The sequence below is a fragment of the Streptomyces sp. NPDC001514 genome, assembly GCF_053597075.1.
The window spans coordinates 1-16,360 of sequence record NZ_JBSFHO010000049.1; the positions used below are offsets into that span (position 1 = coordinate 1).

The 16,360-nt window shown below is 69.0% G+C and carries 15 protein-coding genes and 1 pseudogene; 10 read left to right on the forward strand and 6 right to left on the reverse strand.

What is annotated here, in order from left to right; all coding sequences use genetic code 11:
* The 3 genes from ACWCXB_RS34115 to ACWCXB_RS34125 form a co-directional block, all read right to left on the reverse strand.
* The coding region (locus tag ACWCXB_RS34115; protein ID WP_450727962.1) for a hypothetical protein at positions 1 to 224 on the reverse strand (224 nt) is incomplete at its 3' end.
* A gap of 122 nt (positions 225 to 346) precedes the next feature.
* Positions 347 to 1,174: an SGNH/GDSL hydrolase family protein gene (locus ACWCXB_RS34120; protein WP_450727964.1), complete on the reverse strand. Its 828-nt coding sequence runs from the start codon at positions 1,172 to 1,174 to the stop codon at positions 347 to 349.
* A complete protein-coding gene (locus ACWCXB_RS34125) occupies positions 1,171 to 1,728 on the reverse strand; it encodes a PadR family transcriptional regulator (protein WP_450727966.1) in 558 nt (185 codons plus the stop codon). The genes ACWCXB_RS34120 and ACWCXB_RS34125 overlap by 4 nt, the downstream gene beginning before the upstream one ends.
* 101 nt (positions 1,729 to 1,829) lie before the next feature.
* Here ACWCXB_RS34125 and ACWCXB_RS34130 point away from each other — a divergent pair, with 101 nt between their 5' ends.
* The 4 genes from ACWCXB_RS34130 (at position 1,830) to ligA (ending at position 6,517) form a co-directional block, all read left to right on the forward strand.
* Positions 1,830 to 2,261: a nuclear transport factor 2 family protein gene (locus ACWCXB_RS34130; RefSeq protein WP_450727968.1), complete on the forward strand. Its 432-nt coding sequence runs from the start codon at positions 1,830 to 1,832 to the stop codon at positions 2,259 to 2,261.
* Positions 2,262 to 2,502: 241 nt separating this feature from the next.
* Positions 2,503 to 3,522, forward strand: a complete 1,020-nt coding sequence (locus ACWCXB_RS34135) for a serine/threonine-protein kinase (protein WP_450727970.1) — start codon at positions 2,503 to 2,505, stop codon at positions 3,520 to 3,522.
* 133 nt (positions 3,523 to 3,655) lie between these two features.
* Positions 3,656 to 4,300 carry an HAD-IA family hydrolase gene (locus tag ACWCXB_RS34140; protein ID WP_450727972.1) on the forward strand — a complete coding sequence of 215 codons (645 nt, stop codon included), beginning with the start codon at positions 3,656 to 3,658 and terminating at the stop codon, positions 4,298 to 4,300.
* A 120-nt stretch (positions 4,301 to 4,420) separates the two neighbouring features.
* Complete coding sequence (gene ligA, locus ACWCXB_RS34145) at positions 4,421 to 6,517, forward strand: NAD-dependent DNA ligase LigA (RefSeq protein ID WP_450727974.1); 2,097 nt, start codon at positions 4,421 to 4,423, stop codon at positions 6,515 to 6,517.
* 357 nt (positions 6,518 to 6,874) lie between these two features.
* On the opposite strand, the pseudogene ACWCXB_RS34150 reads toward ligA, so the two are convergent.
* Both ACWCXB_RS34150 and ACWCXB_RS34155 read right to left on the reverse strand, forming a co-directional pair.
* Positions 6,875 to 7,051: pseudogene (locus ACWCXB_RS34150) on the reverse strand (ketoreductase); the annotation flags it as partial.
* Between the two features lie 268 nt (positions 7,052 to 7,319).
* Positions 7,320 to 8,363 carry a PP2C family protein-serine/threonine phosphatase gene (locus ACWCXB_RS34155; protein WP_450727976.1) on the reverse strand — a complete coding sequence of 348 codons (1,044 nt, stop codon included), beginning with the start codon at positions 8,361 to 8,363 and terminating at the stop codon, positions 7,320 to 7,322.
* A gap of 543 nt (positions 8,364 to 8,906) precedes the next feature.
* Between ACWCXB_RS34155 and ACWCXB_RS34160 the strand changes: the two genes are divergently transcribed.
* Both ACWCXB_RS34160 and ACWCXB_RS34165 read left to right on the forward strand, forming a co-directional pair.
* A complete protein-coding gene (locus ACWCXB_RS34160) occupies positions 8,907 to 9,188 on the forward strand; it encodes a hypothetical protein (protein ID WP_450727978.1) in 282 nt (93 codons plus the stop codon).
* 433 nt (positions 9,189 to 9,621) lie between these two features.
* Positions 9,622 to 10,080: an aldehyde dehydrogenase family protein gene (locus ACWCXB_RS34165; RefSeq protein ID WP_450727980.1), complete on the forward strand. Its 459-nt coding sequence runs from the start codon at positions 9,622 to 9,624 to the stop codon at positions 10,078 to 10,080.
* Here the strand turns inward: ACWCXB_RS34165 and ACWCXB_RS34170 are convergent.
* On the reverse strand, positions 10,068 to 10,805 hold the full coding sequence (locus ACWCXB_RS34170) for an SDR family oxidoreductase (RefSeq protein ID WP_450727982.1): 738 nt from the start codon (positions 10,803 to 10,805) through the stop codon (positions 10,068 to 10,070). The genes ACWCXB_RS34165 and ACWCXB_RS34170 overlap by 13 nt on opposite strands.
* 541 nt (positions 10,806 to 11,346) lie before the next feature.
* On the opposite strand from ACWCXB_RS34170, the gene ACWCXB_RS34175 reads away from it, so the two are divergent.
* From ACWCXB_RS34175 to ACWCXB_RS34190, 4 genes are all read left to right on the forward strand, one after another.
* Positions 11,347 to 11,793 (forward strand): cupin domain-containing protein, encoded by a 447-nt coding sequence (locus ACWCXB_RS34175; RefSeq protein ID WP_450727984.1) that lies wholly within the window; start codon positions 11,347 to 11,349, stop codon positions 11,791 to 11,793.
* A gap of 566 nt (positions 11,794 to 12,359) precedes the next feature.
* Complete coding sequence (locus ACWCXB_RS34180) at positions 12,360 to 14,435, forward strand: SpoIIE family protein phosphatase (protein ID WP_450727985.1); 2,076 nt, start codon at positions 12,360 to 12,362, stop codon at positions 14,433 to 14,435.
* A gap of 285 nt (positions 14,436 to 14,720) precedes the next feature.
* Entirely contained in the window at positions 14,721 to 15,551 is an 831-nt protein-coding gene (locus tag ACWCXB_RS34185; protein ID WP_450727987.1) for an SUKH-3 domain-containing protein, read from the forward strand.
* Positions 15,552 to 15,740: 189 nt separating this feature from the next.
* Positions 15,741 to 16,301, forward strand: a complete 561-nt coding sequence (locus tag ACWCXB_RS34190) for a hypothetical protein (protein ID WP_450727989.1) — start codon at positions 15,741 to 15,743, stop codon at positions 16,299 to 16,301.
* Positions 16,302 to 16,360: the final 59 nt, after the last annotated feature.

Genomic DNA, 16,360 nt, shown 5'->3' on the forward strand with positions numbered 1-16,360 from the left:
CACAGCGAGCTCCGCCGCTTCGCGACTCCGGGCCAAGGATGCGTCTCCTCCCCGGCCTGAAGGCCCGGGTTTCCACGCAAGGAGTTTCCGATGAAGTACCCGTTGCCGATGTCGGGAAGCGACGCGCTGTCGACGACGGAGTAGAGCCACAGCAGGGGCACCGGTTCCGGCCGGTGCTTCGCCGGAACGGCGAGTGCGGCACGTGTGCCGGGGTCGGCCGGCACCACGTAGTTGTCGCCGGCCGGGCATCCGTGCGTCTCCTCGAATCATTCCATCAGCCGGGTGACGCTCCCCGACACCTCCAGGCGCCACGCATGCAGCCAGGACGAGTTGAGGCAGCGCTGGGTCATGTGCGAGCCCCGCTCGGGTTGTCTTCAGGTGCGCTCCTTCGTACAGGAAGGAGTTGCGGGCGTTTTGCGGTGTGCCCGTCGCCGGTCGAGCGGCCACGCAGGCGTCTGCCCAGCCAGGGACCGAGGAAGGCGGCAGCCCAGCGTAGTTCCGCGAAGGTGGCTCTCCATCCGGTGGGCGATGGGCTTTCGGGCGGGGGCAGTGGGTGGGTCCAGCTGTCGTCGCTGTCCGGCAGTGCCAGAGCGTGCGCGACGGCGGCAGCGATTCGCGCGTGGCCGAGGGGGCCGGCATGGAGCCGGTCGGGGCTCCACAGGCGGGAGTCGGTGACCACAGGGTGATGGCTGGTCTCGGCGACGATGACCCCGTGGCGCCGGGCCGCGCAGCGGATACGGTCGTTGAGGGCGGTGACACGGGAGCCGAGCGGCCGGGCCAGCGGGGTGATGCGCGCGACGTCCGGGAAGGTGAGGGTGGCGACGCGGGCTCCCTGAGCCGTGAGCGCGACGAACATCGCCTCCAGGTGACCCGCCACTTCGTCGGCGTCGAATCGTGGCCGGAGCACGTCGTTGACCCCGGCGACCACGGTGGCCAGGTCGGGGCGCAGGGCGAGGGCGGGACCGAGCTGCTCGGCGTGGACTTGTCGGGCCAGACGTCCTCGTACGGCCAGATTGGCGTACCCCATCCCGGGGTTGTGCCGCGCGAGATGCTCGGCGAGCCGGTCGGCCCACCCGCGCAGGCCGGTGGTGTCGTCGCCGTCGCCGACGCCTTCGGTCTGGCTGTCGCCGAGGGCTGCATAGCGCAGATAGTGCGGCTGGTCAGTGCCGGTCACGGGCCCTGCCTCTCCTTGAGGACAGCGACCGTACGGTGGCACCAATCGCGGTTGCCCTGCTCGAAGGCGAGGCCGCGCAGGCACGTCAGGTACGGACCGATGCGCTCGCCATGGCGCAGGAACTCCTCTTCGGAGCGGTCGCCCCGCATCGTGAGCAGCAGCTTGCCGAACAGCTCGGTCTTGGCCTGGGCGAAGGCCGCGCGCTCGGTCAGTTGCGCGATGAGCGTCTCGGCGTCGACGTGGTCGGCGGCCTGGACCATCACCACCAGGTCGTCGCGGATGAAGGAGGGCTTCGCGGCGGAGGCCGTGAAGTGCTCCAGCTCGGCGAGGCCGGCGCCGGTGACCTGGAACATGCGCTTGTTGGGCCGGGTGTCCTGCACCACCTCCCGGCCCACGATCAGTCGGTCCTTCTCCAACCGGGTCAGCTCGGCGTACAGCTGCTGCGGCTGGGCGTGCCAGAAGTTCGCCACCCCGAGGTCGAATGCCTTGACCAGCTGGTATCCGCTCAACTCCTCGTCGAGCAGCGCCGCCAGAACAGCGTGCCGCAAGGCCATCGGATCGCCTCCTTCGTGGTGCCCCTGTCCATGAACGCAGTCCCATGATACTCATGAATAAGACTAATCATATTCATGAGTATGGGTAGGAAGGGAACGTCATGACCGCAGCAGAACGCTTCCGCGCCGCCGTCGACAGCCGCGACCTCGCGGCGCTGGGCGACCTGTTCACCGACGACATCCGCCTCTACAGCCCCGTGAAGTTCCAGCCCTTCGAGGGCAAGCCCATGGTGCTCGGCCTCTTCGGGGTCCTGCTGCGCACCTTCGAGGACTTCCGGTACGTCGGCGACTTCGCCGGCACGTCCGAGACGAGCGCCGACGGCACCGCCGCCCCCTCCGCGGTCCTGCTCTTCCGGGCCACCGTCAACGGCAGGCAGATCCACGGCATCGACCTGCTGCACCTCGACGATGACGGCCGGATCAAGGAGTTCACGGTCATGGTCCGGCCACAGTCCGCCGTCCGGTCCCTGGGTGAGGCGGTACTCGCCGGGCTGATCGCCGACGGTCTGGTCCCGGCGGCCGCCGATCAGTAGGGAGGCACCTGGTCCGCTCCGCGCAGAGCGGTGAACCTGCCCGCGCGGACGGGCCTCCCTCTCCGTAGGGGCCAGGCGGCGGTGTTCAGGGGCTCTTGCCGTTCGGCGCGATGGCTCTCACGGGGGCGTTATATGGGCAATTGGATAGAATTCGGGCATGGGGATGCCGCCGGTGGTGATGTCCGAACCGGGTCTCGTCGGCGGCCCAACGGTGGAAGCTGCTGAGGGGTGGTGCTGAGTGATGGACCCGGCGTCGAGTGACGTGAGCATGTACGGGGGTCGGCCGTCGGGCCTGATCGGGGCGCAGATCGCGGGCTACCGGGTGGAGCGTGAGATCGGCCGCGGCGGGATGGCCGTCGTCTACTGCGCGAAGGATCTTCGGCTCGACCGCACCGTCGCACTCAAGCTGCTCGCCCCGGAACTCGCCCGCAACGACACCTTCCGCCGTCGGTTCACCCATGAGTCCCGCGTGGCCGCTGCGATCGACCACCCCCACATCGTGCCGATCTTCGAGGCCGGTGAGACGGACGGTGTTCTGTACATCGCCATGCGTTACGTCTCGGGGCTCGACCTGCGGGCCCTGCTCGACCGGGACGGTCCGCTGCCGGTGCAGGCCGCGGTCCGTATCACCGCCCAGGTGGCATCGGCACTGGACGCGGCGCATGAGCACGATCTGGTGCACCGGGACGTCAAGCCGGGCAACATCCTGGTCGCCAAGGGCACCGACAGTGAGCATCCCGAGCATGTCTATCTCACGGACTTCGGGCTGACGAAGAAGTCGCTGTCGCTGACCGGGTTCACCACGGTGGGCGAGTTCGTCGGCACGCTCGACTACGTGGCGCCGGAGCAGATCTCCGGCCGGCCGGTGGACGGCAGGTGCGACCTCTACAGCCTGGCCTGTGTCGTCTACGAGATGCTCACGGGCCGGCCGCCCTTCCAGCGGGACGAGGACATGGCGCTGCTGTGGGCGCACCAGTACGACCAGCCGCCTCCTCTGAGCGAGAAGCGGCCGGGGGCCTCGCAGGCGCTCGACGATGTTCTGGCGAAGGCCCTGGCGAAGGTTCCCGACGACCGTTACGACTCCTGCCTGGAGTTCGTGTCGGCCATGCGCGCCACCGACAGCGCTGGTGCCGGTGCGGGCAGCCGTCCGCCGACCCAGGTGGACCCCCGACCCGTTGCCGTCGCCTTCGCGGGGGACCCCGGGCCGCCGCCGGATCCGCCTGCCTGGGCCCGGCCGGTCTTCGGCCGCCCGGCCGGCTAGGGCGCATTCGTGCCGGTGCGTGTCGGCCCGTGGGCTTCCCGCCGGTGATACACGCCGCGAACCGGCTCCGCGATGCCCTCACAGGGCTTGTCCCGCCGCCCGCCCGCTCGGAACCTGATGGCATGATCAAAATGTGATCAGCGAACCTGCTCAGTCCGGCGCCAGGAAGTATGTGCTGTTCGATGTCGACGGCACGTTGATCGATGCCGTGGACAACCAGCGCCGGGTCTGGCAGACGTGGGCGGAGCGATACGGGCTGGACCCCGATGAGGTCTACCGAGTGGCGCTGCGAACGAGACCGATGGAGACCTTCGCGCATGTCGCTCCGGGCCAGGACCCGCGGGAGTGCCTGGCCGCGCTGCACGAGCTGGAGGACGAGGACGTCCGGTCCGGCGTCTACAGGGCCTTCGACGGCGCGTCAGAGCTGCTGGGCTCCCTGTCGCCGGGGGCTCGGGCGCTGGTGACCTCCAACTACGAGCACCGGGTGCGCGGACGCTTTGCCCGGACAGGCTTGCCGGTCCCGGACGTCATTGTCGATGCTGCCTCCGTCGACGAAGGCAAGCCATCGCCCGTCCCCTATCTGCTGGCTGCGACGCGACTCGGTGCCGAGCCGCAAGACTGTCTGGTCATCGAGGACGCCCCTTCCGGCGTGCAGTCCGGGCTGAGGGCCGGCATGACCGTATGGGGCGTCAACGCCCCCGTCGCGGTGGAAGGCGTCCATCGTCACTTCGGGAGCCTGCGCCGAGCAGTCCGCGAGATCCTCGCCTTCACCTCCTGAGCCCACCCTCCCGGCCGGAAAGACCGGCTGCAGGGGCAATGATCTGCCGTGGCTCGTGTTCGGGGGCCTTCCACCGCCCGGAGCCCGCGCACCGCTCGATTGTCAGTGCGAGCGGGCACGATGACGCCCATGACAACGACTCCAGTCCTTGCCGATGCCGCCGCGTACGCGCAGGCGGTCGAGGACGCGAAGAAGGCCGCGGCCGCGTACTACACGGGCGGCGACAGCGCACTCGACGACCACGCGTACGACCAGTTGACACGCGCGATCGCACACTGGGAAACGGAGCATCCCGATCAGGTGATGCCCGATTCCCCGACGGGGAAGGTCGCCGGCGGCGCCGTCGACGGGGACGTTCCGCACACCACGGCGATGCTGTCGCTGGACAACGTCTTCTCTGCCGAGCAGTTCACCGCCTGGGCCGCCTCCCTCGAGCGGCGGATCGGACGGCCCGTCGGACGGTGGAGCGTGGAACCGAAGCTCGACGGGCTCGCGATCGCCGCCCGCTACGAGAACGGCCGACTGGTTCGGCTGATCACCCGCGGGGACGGGACCGCCGGTGAGGACGTCTCGCACGCCATCGGCACCATCGTCGGCCTGCCCGGCCGGCTCACCGAGCCGGTCAGCCTGGAGCTGCGCGGCGAAGTGCTCATGACCACCGCCCAGTTCGAGACCGCGAACACCGTCCGGGTCGACCACGGTGGGGAGCCGTTCGCGAACCCTCGCAACGCCGCGGCCGGCACCCTGCGCGCGAAGGACCGTGCCTACACGGTGGAGATGACCTTCTTCGCGTACGGGCTGCTGCCCCTGCCCAGCAGCGGCCGGGCGCTCGCCGAGCGGCTGGAACAGCTCCCGCACGGCGAGCTGATCGAGTACGCCGCAGCTCTGGGCGTGAACACCGCCGCTGCGACCGCGGTGCCCGGCCGTACGGTGACGACGACCGACGAGGTCCTCGCCCGTGTCGGGGAGATAGCCGCTCTCCGCGCCGAGTTGCCGTTCGGGATCGACGGGATCGTCATCAAGGCGGACCTGGCGGCCGACCAGCAAGATGCCGGATCCGGATCCCGTGCGCCCAGGTGGGCGATCGCGTACAAGCTGCCCGCGGTCGAGAAGATCACCCGGCTTCTGGACGTGGAATGGGCGGTCGGCCGCACCGGAATCATCGCCCCCCGCGCGGTCCTGGAACCGGTCGAGATCGACGGCTCCACCGTCACCTACGCCACCCTCCACAACCCGGCCGACATCACCCGCCGCGACCTGCGCATCGGCGACCAGGTCATGGTCTACAAGGCCGGCGACATCATCCCGCGCATCGAAGCCCCCGTCGCCCACCTGCGCACCGGCGCCGAGCGGCCCATCACCTTCCCCGGGACGTGCCCGCAGTGCGGCTCCGGGATCGACACCAGCGAGCAGCGGTGGCGGTGCGAGCGCGGCCGCAACTGCCACCTCGTGGCCTCCCTCTCGTACGCGGCCGGCCGGGACCAGTTCGACATCGAGGGCCTGGGCACCACCCGCGTCGTGCAACTCGTCGACGCCGGCCTCGTCGCCGACATCGCCGATCTGTTCACCCTCACCCGCGACCAGTTTCTGCACCTCGAGCGCATGGGCTCGACCAGCACCGACAACCTGCTGGCCGCGATCGAGCAGGCCAGGACCCGCCCGCTGAACCGGGTGCTGTGCGCGCTCGGCGTACGCGGCACCGGGCGCTCCATGTCCCGGCGCATCGCCCGCCACTTCGCCACCATGGAAGCGATCCGGCAGGCCGATGCCGAGGCGATGCAACAGGTGGAGGGCATCGGCGTCGAAAAGGCACCCGTGATCGTCGCCGAGCTCGCCGAACTCGCTCCGGTCATCGACAAGCTGATTGCCGCCGGGGTGAACATGACCGAACCCGGCGCCACCCCCGCACCGGCCGCCGGGGACGCGGCTACGCCGGCTACGCCTTCAGGGCCGCTGGCGGGCATGACCGTCGTCGTCACCGGCGCGATGACCGGCCCGCTCGAGGACCTCTCCCGCAACCAGATGAACGAGCTCATAGAACGCGCCGGGGGCAAGTCGTCCTCCAGCGTCTCCAAGCGGACGAGCCTCGTCGTCGCAGGCGCAGGAGCCGGCTCGAAACGCGCGAAGGCCGAGCAGCTCAACCTCGAGATCGTCACACCGGACGACTTCGCCGCCCGACTGGCCGACTTCGTCACCGGATCGACGCCCGGTGCCTGACGGTCCGTCAAAGGCCGACAAATCTGAGGCCCCGCCGGGGGATGCGGGCGGGGCCTCGACCGGCGCGCGACGTGCTTGGAGCAACGCGCTGCGCCGCCTCGGCAGTGGGTCCAGAGCGGGGAGGGGCCTCTGCCGGGTGGCTGAGATTACGCCCACAGCTGGCTGGAACGTAACCCTCATGTACGGGGGAAATCCCGCGCACCCGCGACCGCGGCAATCCAGTCGGCCGACCGGGGAAGACCTCGTCGACAGCAGCACCATCCGGCTGGACCAGGCTTGCGACCGGATCGCGGAGGCGTCCAACCGGCCGTGCATCTCCAGCGCGGTCTGGACGATCCGCTCGGGCTGACCCTCGGTGGTGATGTCGGCAGCCAGCGGGGTTATCCGGTCGTGCCCGGCGGCGGTCTTGTGCAGAGGTTCGGCCCGCCGGCCGACGGCGAGGACGTGGGCACCCTCGGCGGCGAAGGTGCGGGCGGTGCGGCGCCTGGTGGGCGCGTGGTCACCGGGTGTGGTCGCTACCGTCTCGGCAGACACGCGATGGGCCCTCTATTCCGCTGATCAGCGGCTTCCCCATGTCCGTTCGGGTTACGCAGTGCAAGGTGGCGCGCCAGTTCGCATCAGGTGCGATTCGCGCCGGTTCCGAGGTGGCCCGGAAGGGGCCATTGGATGATCTTGAACGCTGAGGGCCCCCGCGGACGTGTCCGCGGGGGCCCTCAGCTCCGACCTCGCCCAGCCGTCATGGCGGTGATCCTGGTTGCCGTGGACGGTCGGCCGTCGAGTCCCACGCACGGCATCCAGCCGCCTATGCGGGATGGTCCTGGGCCAGGATGTTCGGGCATCGCACGGCGAGGGCCGCGATGTCGTCCTCGAGCCTTCCGCCGCTGTAGTGGAGCAGGTCCCGGTGAAGCCGGTCGAGAAGCTCGCGGGGCGGCGCCGGGCCTTGCCGCTGTATCCAGTCCGGCAGCGGGAAGAAGTCGCCGGCGCGGTCCCGGGTCTCCGTCACCCCGTCGGTGTAGAGCAGCAGCTGGTCGCCCGGGGCGAACGTGATGGTGTCGACGCAGTAGCGGTCTCCGATCAGCGTCGCGAGGTTGAGGGGCGGCGAGGGGGTGGTGGGCTCCAGGACGCGGATCTCGCCATGGTGCACGAGCAGCGGAGGGGGATGCCCGCAGTTGAGGAGTCTGACGTGGCCGCTGCCGTGCGGGATCTCGACGATAAGAGCGGTGGCAAAGCGTTCCGGCAGGTCCTGGGCAGGGAACGCGGCGCTGTGCCGGGTCATGCTGGTCTCGAGGCGATGGGTGATCCCCCTCAGGTCGGGCTCGTCGTACGCGGCCTCCCTGAAACAGCTGATCACCGCCGAGGCCGCCCCCACCGCGGACAGGCCCTTGCCGCGTACGTCGCCGATGAGCAGCCGGACGCCGTACGGTGTGTCGGCCGCCTCGTAGAAGTCGCCGCCGATCCGGGCCTGCTCCTGGGCGGCAAGATACAGCGACTCGATCTCCACGTTCTGGATGCGGCGCGGCAGGGGGCGCAGCAGCACCTTCTGGGCCGCGTCGGCGACGAGCCGGATGTGGAAGAGTGCCTCTTCCCGCTGAAGTCGCACATGGCTCGCGTATGCGGCCGCCGCGGTGACCGCGATGATCGCAGCCGCTGTGTACGGCGTCCCCAGGTCGGTATAGACGAGGCTGAGGCCGATCATGACCATAAGGCAGAACGTCCCCAGAAGGATCGTGGGGAGGACGGGCCACATGGCGGCGGCGAGGGCGGGTGCGGCGGGCAGGAGGCGGCTGAAGGCGATCTCCCTCGGTGTGGAGAATGCCAGGCCGGCGATGAGGACGGTAACGATCACCGGGGACAGCAGGGCAGCTTCCCACCGGCTTTTGTAGGAGGGGCGTCGGCGCCTCAGCCGTCCGGGCGTGATCACAAAGTGCATCATATCGGTGTGAAGCGGTCATCGAGCTCCGGTGGAAGAGTCACCTCATGCGCATTGATCACTCACTGTAATCGTGGATACGCGGTCCGTTCGAGCGGGCTGTCGCGGCCTAAAGATCATCCAGTGCCCCTTTGGGGCTCACCCCGAATCCCACCCGATCAAGATCGTTCACGGAACTACGGAACTACGGAACTCGCTTCACACCCGTTGCCTCGGCCCCTCGGACACCCCCGCCCCCCAACCCGGGCGCCTGCGTACATCACCCCGATAGGGGCCGCCGTTCTCGTTTCCGGTTGCCGATCACGGCCCTGCGGCGGTGTCCATCGCCTTCACGGAGGGGACGTGCTCCGGGCCGCACGCGCCGTGAAGAGCGACTCGACAGGCACCGGCCGCGTGTCGCCGACGCCGCTGTCCCACGTCCACACTGCGTGACCAGCGGTACCGGCCTACCGTCGGGACATGAGCGAGATCTTCGTGATGTATGAGCTCGACCAGCGGCGGTCAGCGCGAACCGTCACCGGCGCCTCGCCGGTCGAGGGGCGGCCCGTACTCCGAGTGCACGCGGCGACCGCCGCCCCTGCATCCTCCACCGATGCCGGACCGCGCACCCTGTGCGGTCATGACACCTTCGCCATGGAGCAGGCGCCCTGGAATCCTGCCGAGCATCCCGGATCGTCGTGGTACCCACCGAAGTACTCAGGGGTCGTCTGTGCCGAATGCGATGCCGCGATGGAGGGCTGACGGGGCCGGCCGAACCTTTGCGCGCCGTTGCACTGCTTTCTCGCGAAGGGCCGGCTGGTCACGGGTGAAGCGGTGACTTCCTCGTCCGGCTCAGCGTTCCGGGTGGCTGTATGCCGCCGAGGATGCATGCCTGATCCGATGGCGAGTTACCAGAAGCATCTTCGATCTTCGATGATCATCGAACAATGGGACGGCGGACTCGAACTCTCCTGATCGTGGCGTTGTCGTCACGCGCGCCGGCGATGACGGCCCCGCCGCCCGGCGCCGACCTCGACGCCGCGGTCACCCGCGGATTGGCTTACGCCTGGGCCAACGGGGGCCAGACGTGCGGCGCCTGGAGTCGCATGCTCGTACCGGCAGACCCGACAAGGTCGTCGACCTCTTGCGCGAGGCCGCTCGTGCGCATCCGAGATCTTCGGCCCCGGTCCCCGCGGTGATCCCCTACATCGACGACGACCACGCCGTCGACATCGCCAACAGCACCATCTACGGCCTCAGCGGAGCGGTCGCCGGTCCGAGCGAGCACGCGTCGTCCATCGCCCTGCACTTGCGGGCCGGTCAGGTCGACATCAACGGCGGGGAGCTGAACTTCCTCGCTCCGTTCGGCGGCCAGAAGCAGTCGGGCATCGGCCGGGAGATGGGGCGTTACGGATTGCAGGAGTTCCTGGAAGTCAAGGCATCACCCGCTGAGTTCCCGCGCCTTTGTGACGCACCACCCTTTGGCGTGCCCGGTGGGGCGAGAACCTTCGGGCACGCCGACTCCGTCCTCGGCGGAGGGATACGCCCGGAGGCCGGGGCCTGTATCAGGGCCTGGCAAGGCCACAGCCCTCGGATCGTGCGCCCCGAGTCACTTCCTCGGGGCCGCCACCGCGCATCCAACTACGGCTGCTGAAGCCAGTCCCTGTAGAGAGTGGGGGCCAGGTCGGCGTCCTCCGGTGCCGTCAGCACGTCTCCGGTGACCACGGCGAACATGCCCGCCTGGTCGTCGGTGACCACACGGCGGCCGTCGGGGCGTGCGGCCAGAGTGACCCGGCCCAGCTCGTCCAGGGGGAAGATCTCAGGGCCCGCGACGTTGCGGATGCCCTGCAACGGGGTGTTGGAGGCCGCCCTTGCGACCGCAGCGGCGACGTCGGCGGAGGCCATCGGCTGCACAGGGGTGGAAGGCAGGCGGACAGTGTCACCCTCGGTCGTCCAGGACATGATTGCTTCGACGAACTCGAAGAACTGCGTGGCGCGCACGATCGAGTACGGCGTCGGCGCGTTCTCGAGCACGTTCTCCTGGGCGACCTTGGCCCGGTAGTAGTCGAGCTGCGGCACGTGGTCCACGCCGACAATCGAGAGAATCACATGGTGGCGGACACCGGCCGCCTCCGCTGCGACCACGATGTTGTTCATCGACGTTTCGAAGAAGTCGATGGAGGACTCGTCGAACACGGGGGAGTTCGTCAGATTGATCAGCACATCGGCGCCCGAAAGAGCCTGATCCAGGCCCTTGCCGCTGATCACATCGACGCCGGTGGACAGCGAAGCAGGTACGACGTCGTTGCCGGCCGCTCTCAGCAGTTCGACCACCTGTGTGCCGATCAGGCCGGTTCCCCCCAGGACTGTGAACTTCATGGCGCACCCTTCGTCGAGCATTCAGGTTCCCGAGGGCGTCGGGCGGAATCCCGTCCCATTGCGTGCGGAGGCACGGGCACGAATCGAACCGGCGCCGAACTGAGCCGAGGGGTGGGCCGACCGCGGTGTCGGTTCGGTACTGCCTGTTGGGCAGTGCCGACGGCGGTCGGCTCTCCATGCCCACGGATCGAAACGCATCGCTTTCGACCACCGTACGCCCCACGAGGGCCGAGCCGCGCGGACCGGATACCCCACACACCCAGCCCCGAGGATGATCGGGCCAGGCAGGGTGCCGGTTGCGGGACGGTTCCCGGAAGAGCAGGCTGAAGCCGGGGGCCGCTTGGAGGTCACAGCTGGGCGCTTGCCGGCCGCGACGACTGTCCCGGACCCGCTCCGCCTGGCCGGCGCAGTGCCGACCGGGTGAGACGGCGGCGTTGAGCGCCGTCCGCGACACATACGGGCAAAGGCTGCATTTGTGGGCGGCCATGTGTGGCGCGGCCGATCGGCTCTCCGTATCGGCGCCGAGACCGGAGGTGGCGTGATGCCGAACAGTGAACCGGTGGTCAACCCCCCAGGAAATCAGGGGCAGCGATCCGAGGCCTGGAAGACCGCAGTCACCGTGATCCAGGAGGCGAAACCGTCCTCCGTCCCGGAGGGGCTACACGTCATGACGGTTCTCGTGGAATTCCCGCCTGGAGACCCTGGCACACCTCCGCACCGCCACTTCGGACCGGCTTTCGGCTATGTGCTCGAGGGCGAGATGCTGTTCGAGCTGGAGGGAGAGCCCGAGCGGGTCATCCGGGCCGGGGAGGCGTTCTGGGAGCCGGGAGGCGATGTGATCCACTATCAGGACGGCAACAACCGCACAGACATGCGGAGCCGGTTCATCGTCACGATGATGTGCGAGCCCGGCAAGCCCATGCTCGTCCTCGTCGACGAGGACGAACTGGCGCAGCGCAAGGACAGGCGAGCTCCACGACCGTCCTAGATGACCGCAAGGCGCGCGACAACCTCCCGCCGGCCGGCGCCCCCACCCGCCGCGATCGACCCGGCCATCCGGACGCTTCGCTCTGCAAGAGCTGACGCCCTTCGCTGTGCCGTTCTACGAGACGTGCTGGCATCGGACCACCCCCGCCACGCGGTCCGGGGAACTGTCGGACGCTGGTCGAAGTACCCGCAGGAAGACGGCCGGTCGTCGGACAGCAAGCCGGCCGACGTCTGGACACTGCCGGTCACCGGCAGCGACCACCTGCCGATCGCCGCCGGCATCAAGCTTGGGCCGTGATCGCCGAGTGCCTCCCGCGGCTGCGTCAGACGGCGGCGTGGCGGCTCGGGGCCCGTCCCTCGAACCAGGGCGGATGCTTGGGAAGGCGCTTGGAAGGCCCGAATGGTATTGACCAGCGATCCCACTGTCTGGCGGGGGTCGGGCGCTCTGACGATACACAGTCGCCTTGATGTCCGCACAATGGAGGACAAGAGAGAGGCTTGAGCTGCGTCTGAGCGTCTTGTAGGCGTGCTCAGGCATTGCGTGCTGTGGGTGGAAAGGGAGAGTCGGTGCCATCGGATCGGTCGGGGGGCGAGAAGGCTCCCAGTCCGCTCTGGTCTGAGCCGGGGCCGATGCTGGAGCGCGTGCCCGTTGCGGTCCTCGGCATCGATGAGGACGAGCGGATCTGTTACTGGGGGCCTGGCGCGCAGGAACTCTTCGGGCACGACTCCGCGGCGGTGCTGTCCAAATCCGTCGGCGTCATCCTTTCGGAACCGCCACGGGGCGCCGTTGACGCATCGATCCGGCTGGCGGAGCGGGGCCGCACCCTGGGGTACTGGCGCGGCCGGTTGCGGGTACGGCATCGGGACGGCGCCGCCTTCGACTGCGGTTTCCGGGTCTTTCCCATGACCGGCGCAGATGGGGCGTCTGTGGTGATGGCCCTGGCCAGCCGAAGTGACGAGCTCGATCGGGTGAAGACCAATCTGGCGTTCCTCGATTCCCTCTTCCAGACCTGCCCCATCGGCCTGGTCATCCTCGACGAGGACCTGCGTTACGTCCATCTCAATCAGGCGCTCGCCGACATGGACGGACTTCCCATCGAGGAGCACCTCGGACGGCGCATGGAAGAGATCATGATCACGTCCGATGGAGGTGAGTACCAGCAGATACTGCGAGGAGTCGCCGAGGAGGGGCGGTCCGTGGTGGGCGCTCTGGTGGGCGTGCGCACGCCAGGTCACCTGGACCGGGATCAGGTGCGGTCGGTGAGTTTCTTCCCTCTCAGCCAGGCGGTCGGCAGTCGGCCAGGACTGGGCGGGCTGGTGATCGACGTGACCGACCGCGAGCAGGCGATCATGGAGGCGACCGCCGGACGTCAGCGACTGGCTCTGCTGAACCGGGCCACTGCCAGGATCGGCACCACCCTGGACGTGAACGTCACTGCCCGCGAGCTCGTCGACGCTGCAGTTCCCGACTTCTCCGACGCCTCCGTCGTGGAACTCGTCGAGTGGATGGACGAGCCCGAGGTGTTCGACCCGGAACGGCCACTGGTCACCCGCCGGATCGCCTCCGGCACGATCCTGCCTCCACCCGCCACTGAACTCGTGAGCGGACTGGAAAACGTGACCTACCCGCCCGGTTCCGCGATCCATCAGATGCTTCGAACGGGCCGCGTCGTCGCCGTCCTGGTGAACGACGAGTTCATGACCCGGACCGTCATCCACCAGGCCCGCGCCCAGCTACTGCGAGACAGCGGTCTGACCTGCATCCTCATCGCCCCGCTCATCGCCCGCGGCACGGTCCAGGGCCTCGCCATGTTCGGACGCTCCGCAGCCAGGCCCGTCTTCACCGAGGAGGACCACGGCCTGGCCAGTGAGCTCGCCTCGCGCGCCGCGCTCTGCCTGGACAACGCGCGTCTCTACAGCCGAGTGCAGGGCATCGCGCTCACCCTCCAGCGCGCGCTGCTCCCGAGCGCACTGGTGACCAACCCCTATGTGCAGATCGCCCACCGCTACGTACCCGGCAGCCACATGACCGAGGTGGGCGGCGACTGGTACGACATGATCAACCTGTCGGGCGACCGGGTCGCCCTGGTCGTCGGTGACGTGATGGGACACGGGGTGCCGGCCGCCGCGGCCATGGGAAGGCTGCGCATCACCGCCAAGACACTCGCCCGGCACAGCCACGAACCCGATGAGCTGCTCGCTGAGCTCGACGCCTGTGCCCAGGAGGCGGGCATCGAGCTCGCGACCTGCCTCTACATCCTGTACGACCCCGCCACCGGCCGCGCCCGCATCGCCAGCGCCGGCCACCCCCCACCCCTTGTACGCCACCCGGACGGCACGGTCGAGACGATCGGCGACGTCCTTGGCGTCCCCCTCGGGGTTGGCGGTCACCCCTTCAGTACGACCGAGATCGACCTCCCTGAGGAGGCCGTACTCGTCCTGTACACCGACGGTCTCATCGAAGCACGCGGCCGGGACATCGAAGAGGGCCTGGACGCATTGCGCGATGAACTGCGCCGGGAGTCGAACCAGCTGGAAGCGACAGCGGACCGCATGCTCTCGAGCCTGCTGCCCGACCCACCGAACGACGACACCGTGCTGGTCCTCGCCCGCGTCCGCCGCAGTCCTCCCCGTAGCCCGTAGCCCGTAGTCTGCCGAAGAGCGACGTCCGAAGGTCAACGTCGAGGCTTGCGCAGGCCGGTGACCGGACGTCAGGGGAGGATCGGGGGAGGTCGGGCTGCGCAATTGGGGCGGTCGCCAACTACCAAGTCTTTCAAGTCAGTTCATGTGTCGACGATCACGTAGGCAATGGCTGTCGAATCCAGGGCGATCTCCTGCTCGTCCGGGTTCTCCTTGCATCATGCGCGGCCGTGCCCCAGGTGCCTTTCGTCGTTGACGACACGGGAGAGTGTGCACCACCGTCGGGGGATGGGATCTGAGGACGCGAAGCGCAGTCATGCAGAGGCTTGGGCAGAGCTCCTGGAGGCATGTCGTCCGCGGCCTACCGAGGACGACCCGTCCTCGCCGTCCTTGTGGTTGTTGCTTCAGGCGGCCGTGCGTGAGCCGGTGCTGAGCGCGATGTATCCGTGGATCTCGATGCAGCAGCTCAGTGTGTCGACCGCAGACAGCTGGGAGGAGTGGGGGCATGAACCACTCCCGGCGATGTTCGCCCGTCCCGATGCCTACTCGGTAGTGGGCCGCCAGGTCGGTGGAGACCGAGTCGCGTTGGAGACAGCCGATCCTGTGGAGGCCGCCGCGTTTGCAGCCCGTTTGGTGAACGAAAGACGGTCAGCGCAGGCGAAGGGGCCGCACGTCTGGTCGGCCGAGGTGGAGGCGGTGCTGCGTGGTTCTGGCTGGCATCCGGGGCGAAGCGTCGACACGGCGGTCTGGCGAGAGCGCCTGGAAGCGGAGGGCTTTCGTGTGCACTCCGCCGCCGAGGAGTTCCTGCGGGAGTTCGGCGGGCTGACGGTTGACAGTGGTGGCCCTGGGATCACGAGGGCGCGGGAGGCGTTCGAACTCGACCCGCTGCTTGCGCTGGGCGAGGACGACCGCTTCGGCGAGTGGGGCGAGGAGATCGGCCGCCGCCTCTTTCCACTGGGGGAACTCGACCACGGTCACGCGTTCCTCGGACTGGACGAGCAGGGTGAACTGTATGTCGTGGCCGACTGGCTGGCCCGGTTCGGCCGCATGCCCGAGGCGATGGAGAACCTCGTCGTCGGGGTGATGCCGGTACGCATGGCCGACCATGCTCAGCCCTGAGCGAGCGGGCCGGCTGTTCCCTCCGAGGATGCGGTGAGCTGAAGGGCCCGCCAGGGGCCTGCCCATCGATGCAAGGTCACACTGGCCTGTGCAAGGTCCGTGCAAAGCGGCCGGGTCCCGGAGCCACGCCTCCCCAGGAACTGATGTGGCATCGACGATGCCGCCTCCGGGATTTCACTGGGGAAGATCGTGATCTTCTGGCTGGCGAATTTACGCGTGCTCATCGTGGGCGGTGTGCTCGTAGCCATCGGCCGCCGCGTCCTGAGCCAGAGCGGCGCCATGATGCGCGCCGTCACCCTGGGGCCACGGCCCGCGCCTGGCTGCGCAACCACCTCGCACCGCTCGTCCTGGGCGTCCTCCCCCGTCCGCGACGCCATCGCAGGCAGCTTTGCCGGCGTCACCCTCCGTTACCCGCGCCGACACAGCCGGCACCCGCTCGTCGGCACCCGCGCCGCCGAGGTCCCCCTCGCCGAGGGCCGGCTCACTGAACTGCAGCGCAGGCCCGGCTTCCTTCTGGTCCGCGAACACGACGCCCACCACCTCGACACCACGGCCCCGCAGGCCCGCCGCACCGACCCCGGACCCGCTCTGCTCGTCCGCCCCGGCAGCTACATCGCCTGGGCCGGCCCGAGCAGCCACACCACGGGCCCGGACGGCCGGCGGGCCGCCTGGCACACCTGGACCGCAACGACGACCAGCCCCACTCCGGGCCGCGGCTCACCGGCACTGCGGCAGGCCCGGTCCGGTTGACGCGAGCTGGGGTCAGGCCCGGGCCCCGGGCTTGAGAACCCGTTGTTCAACCACGCGCT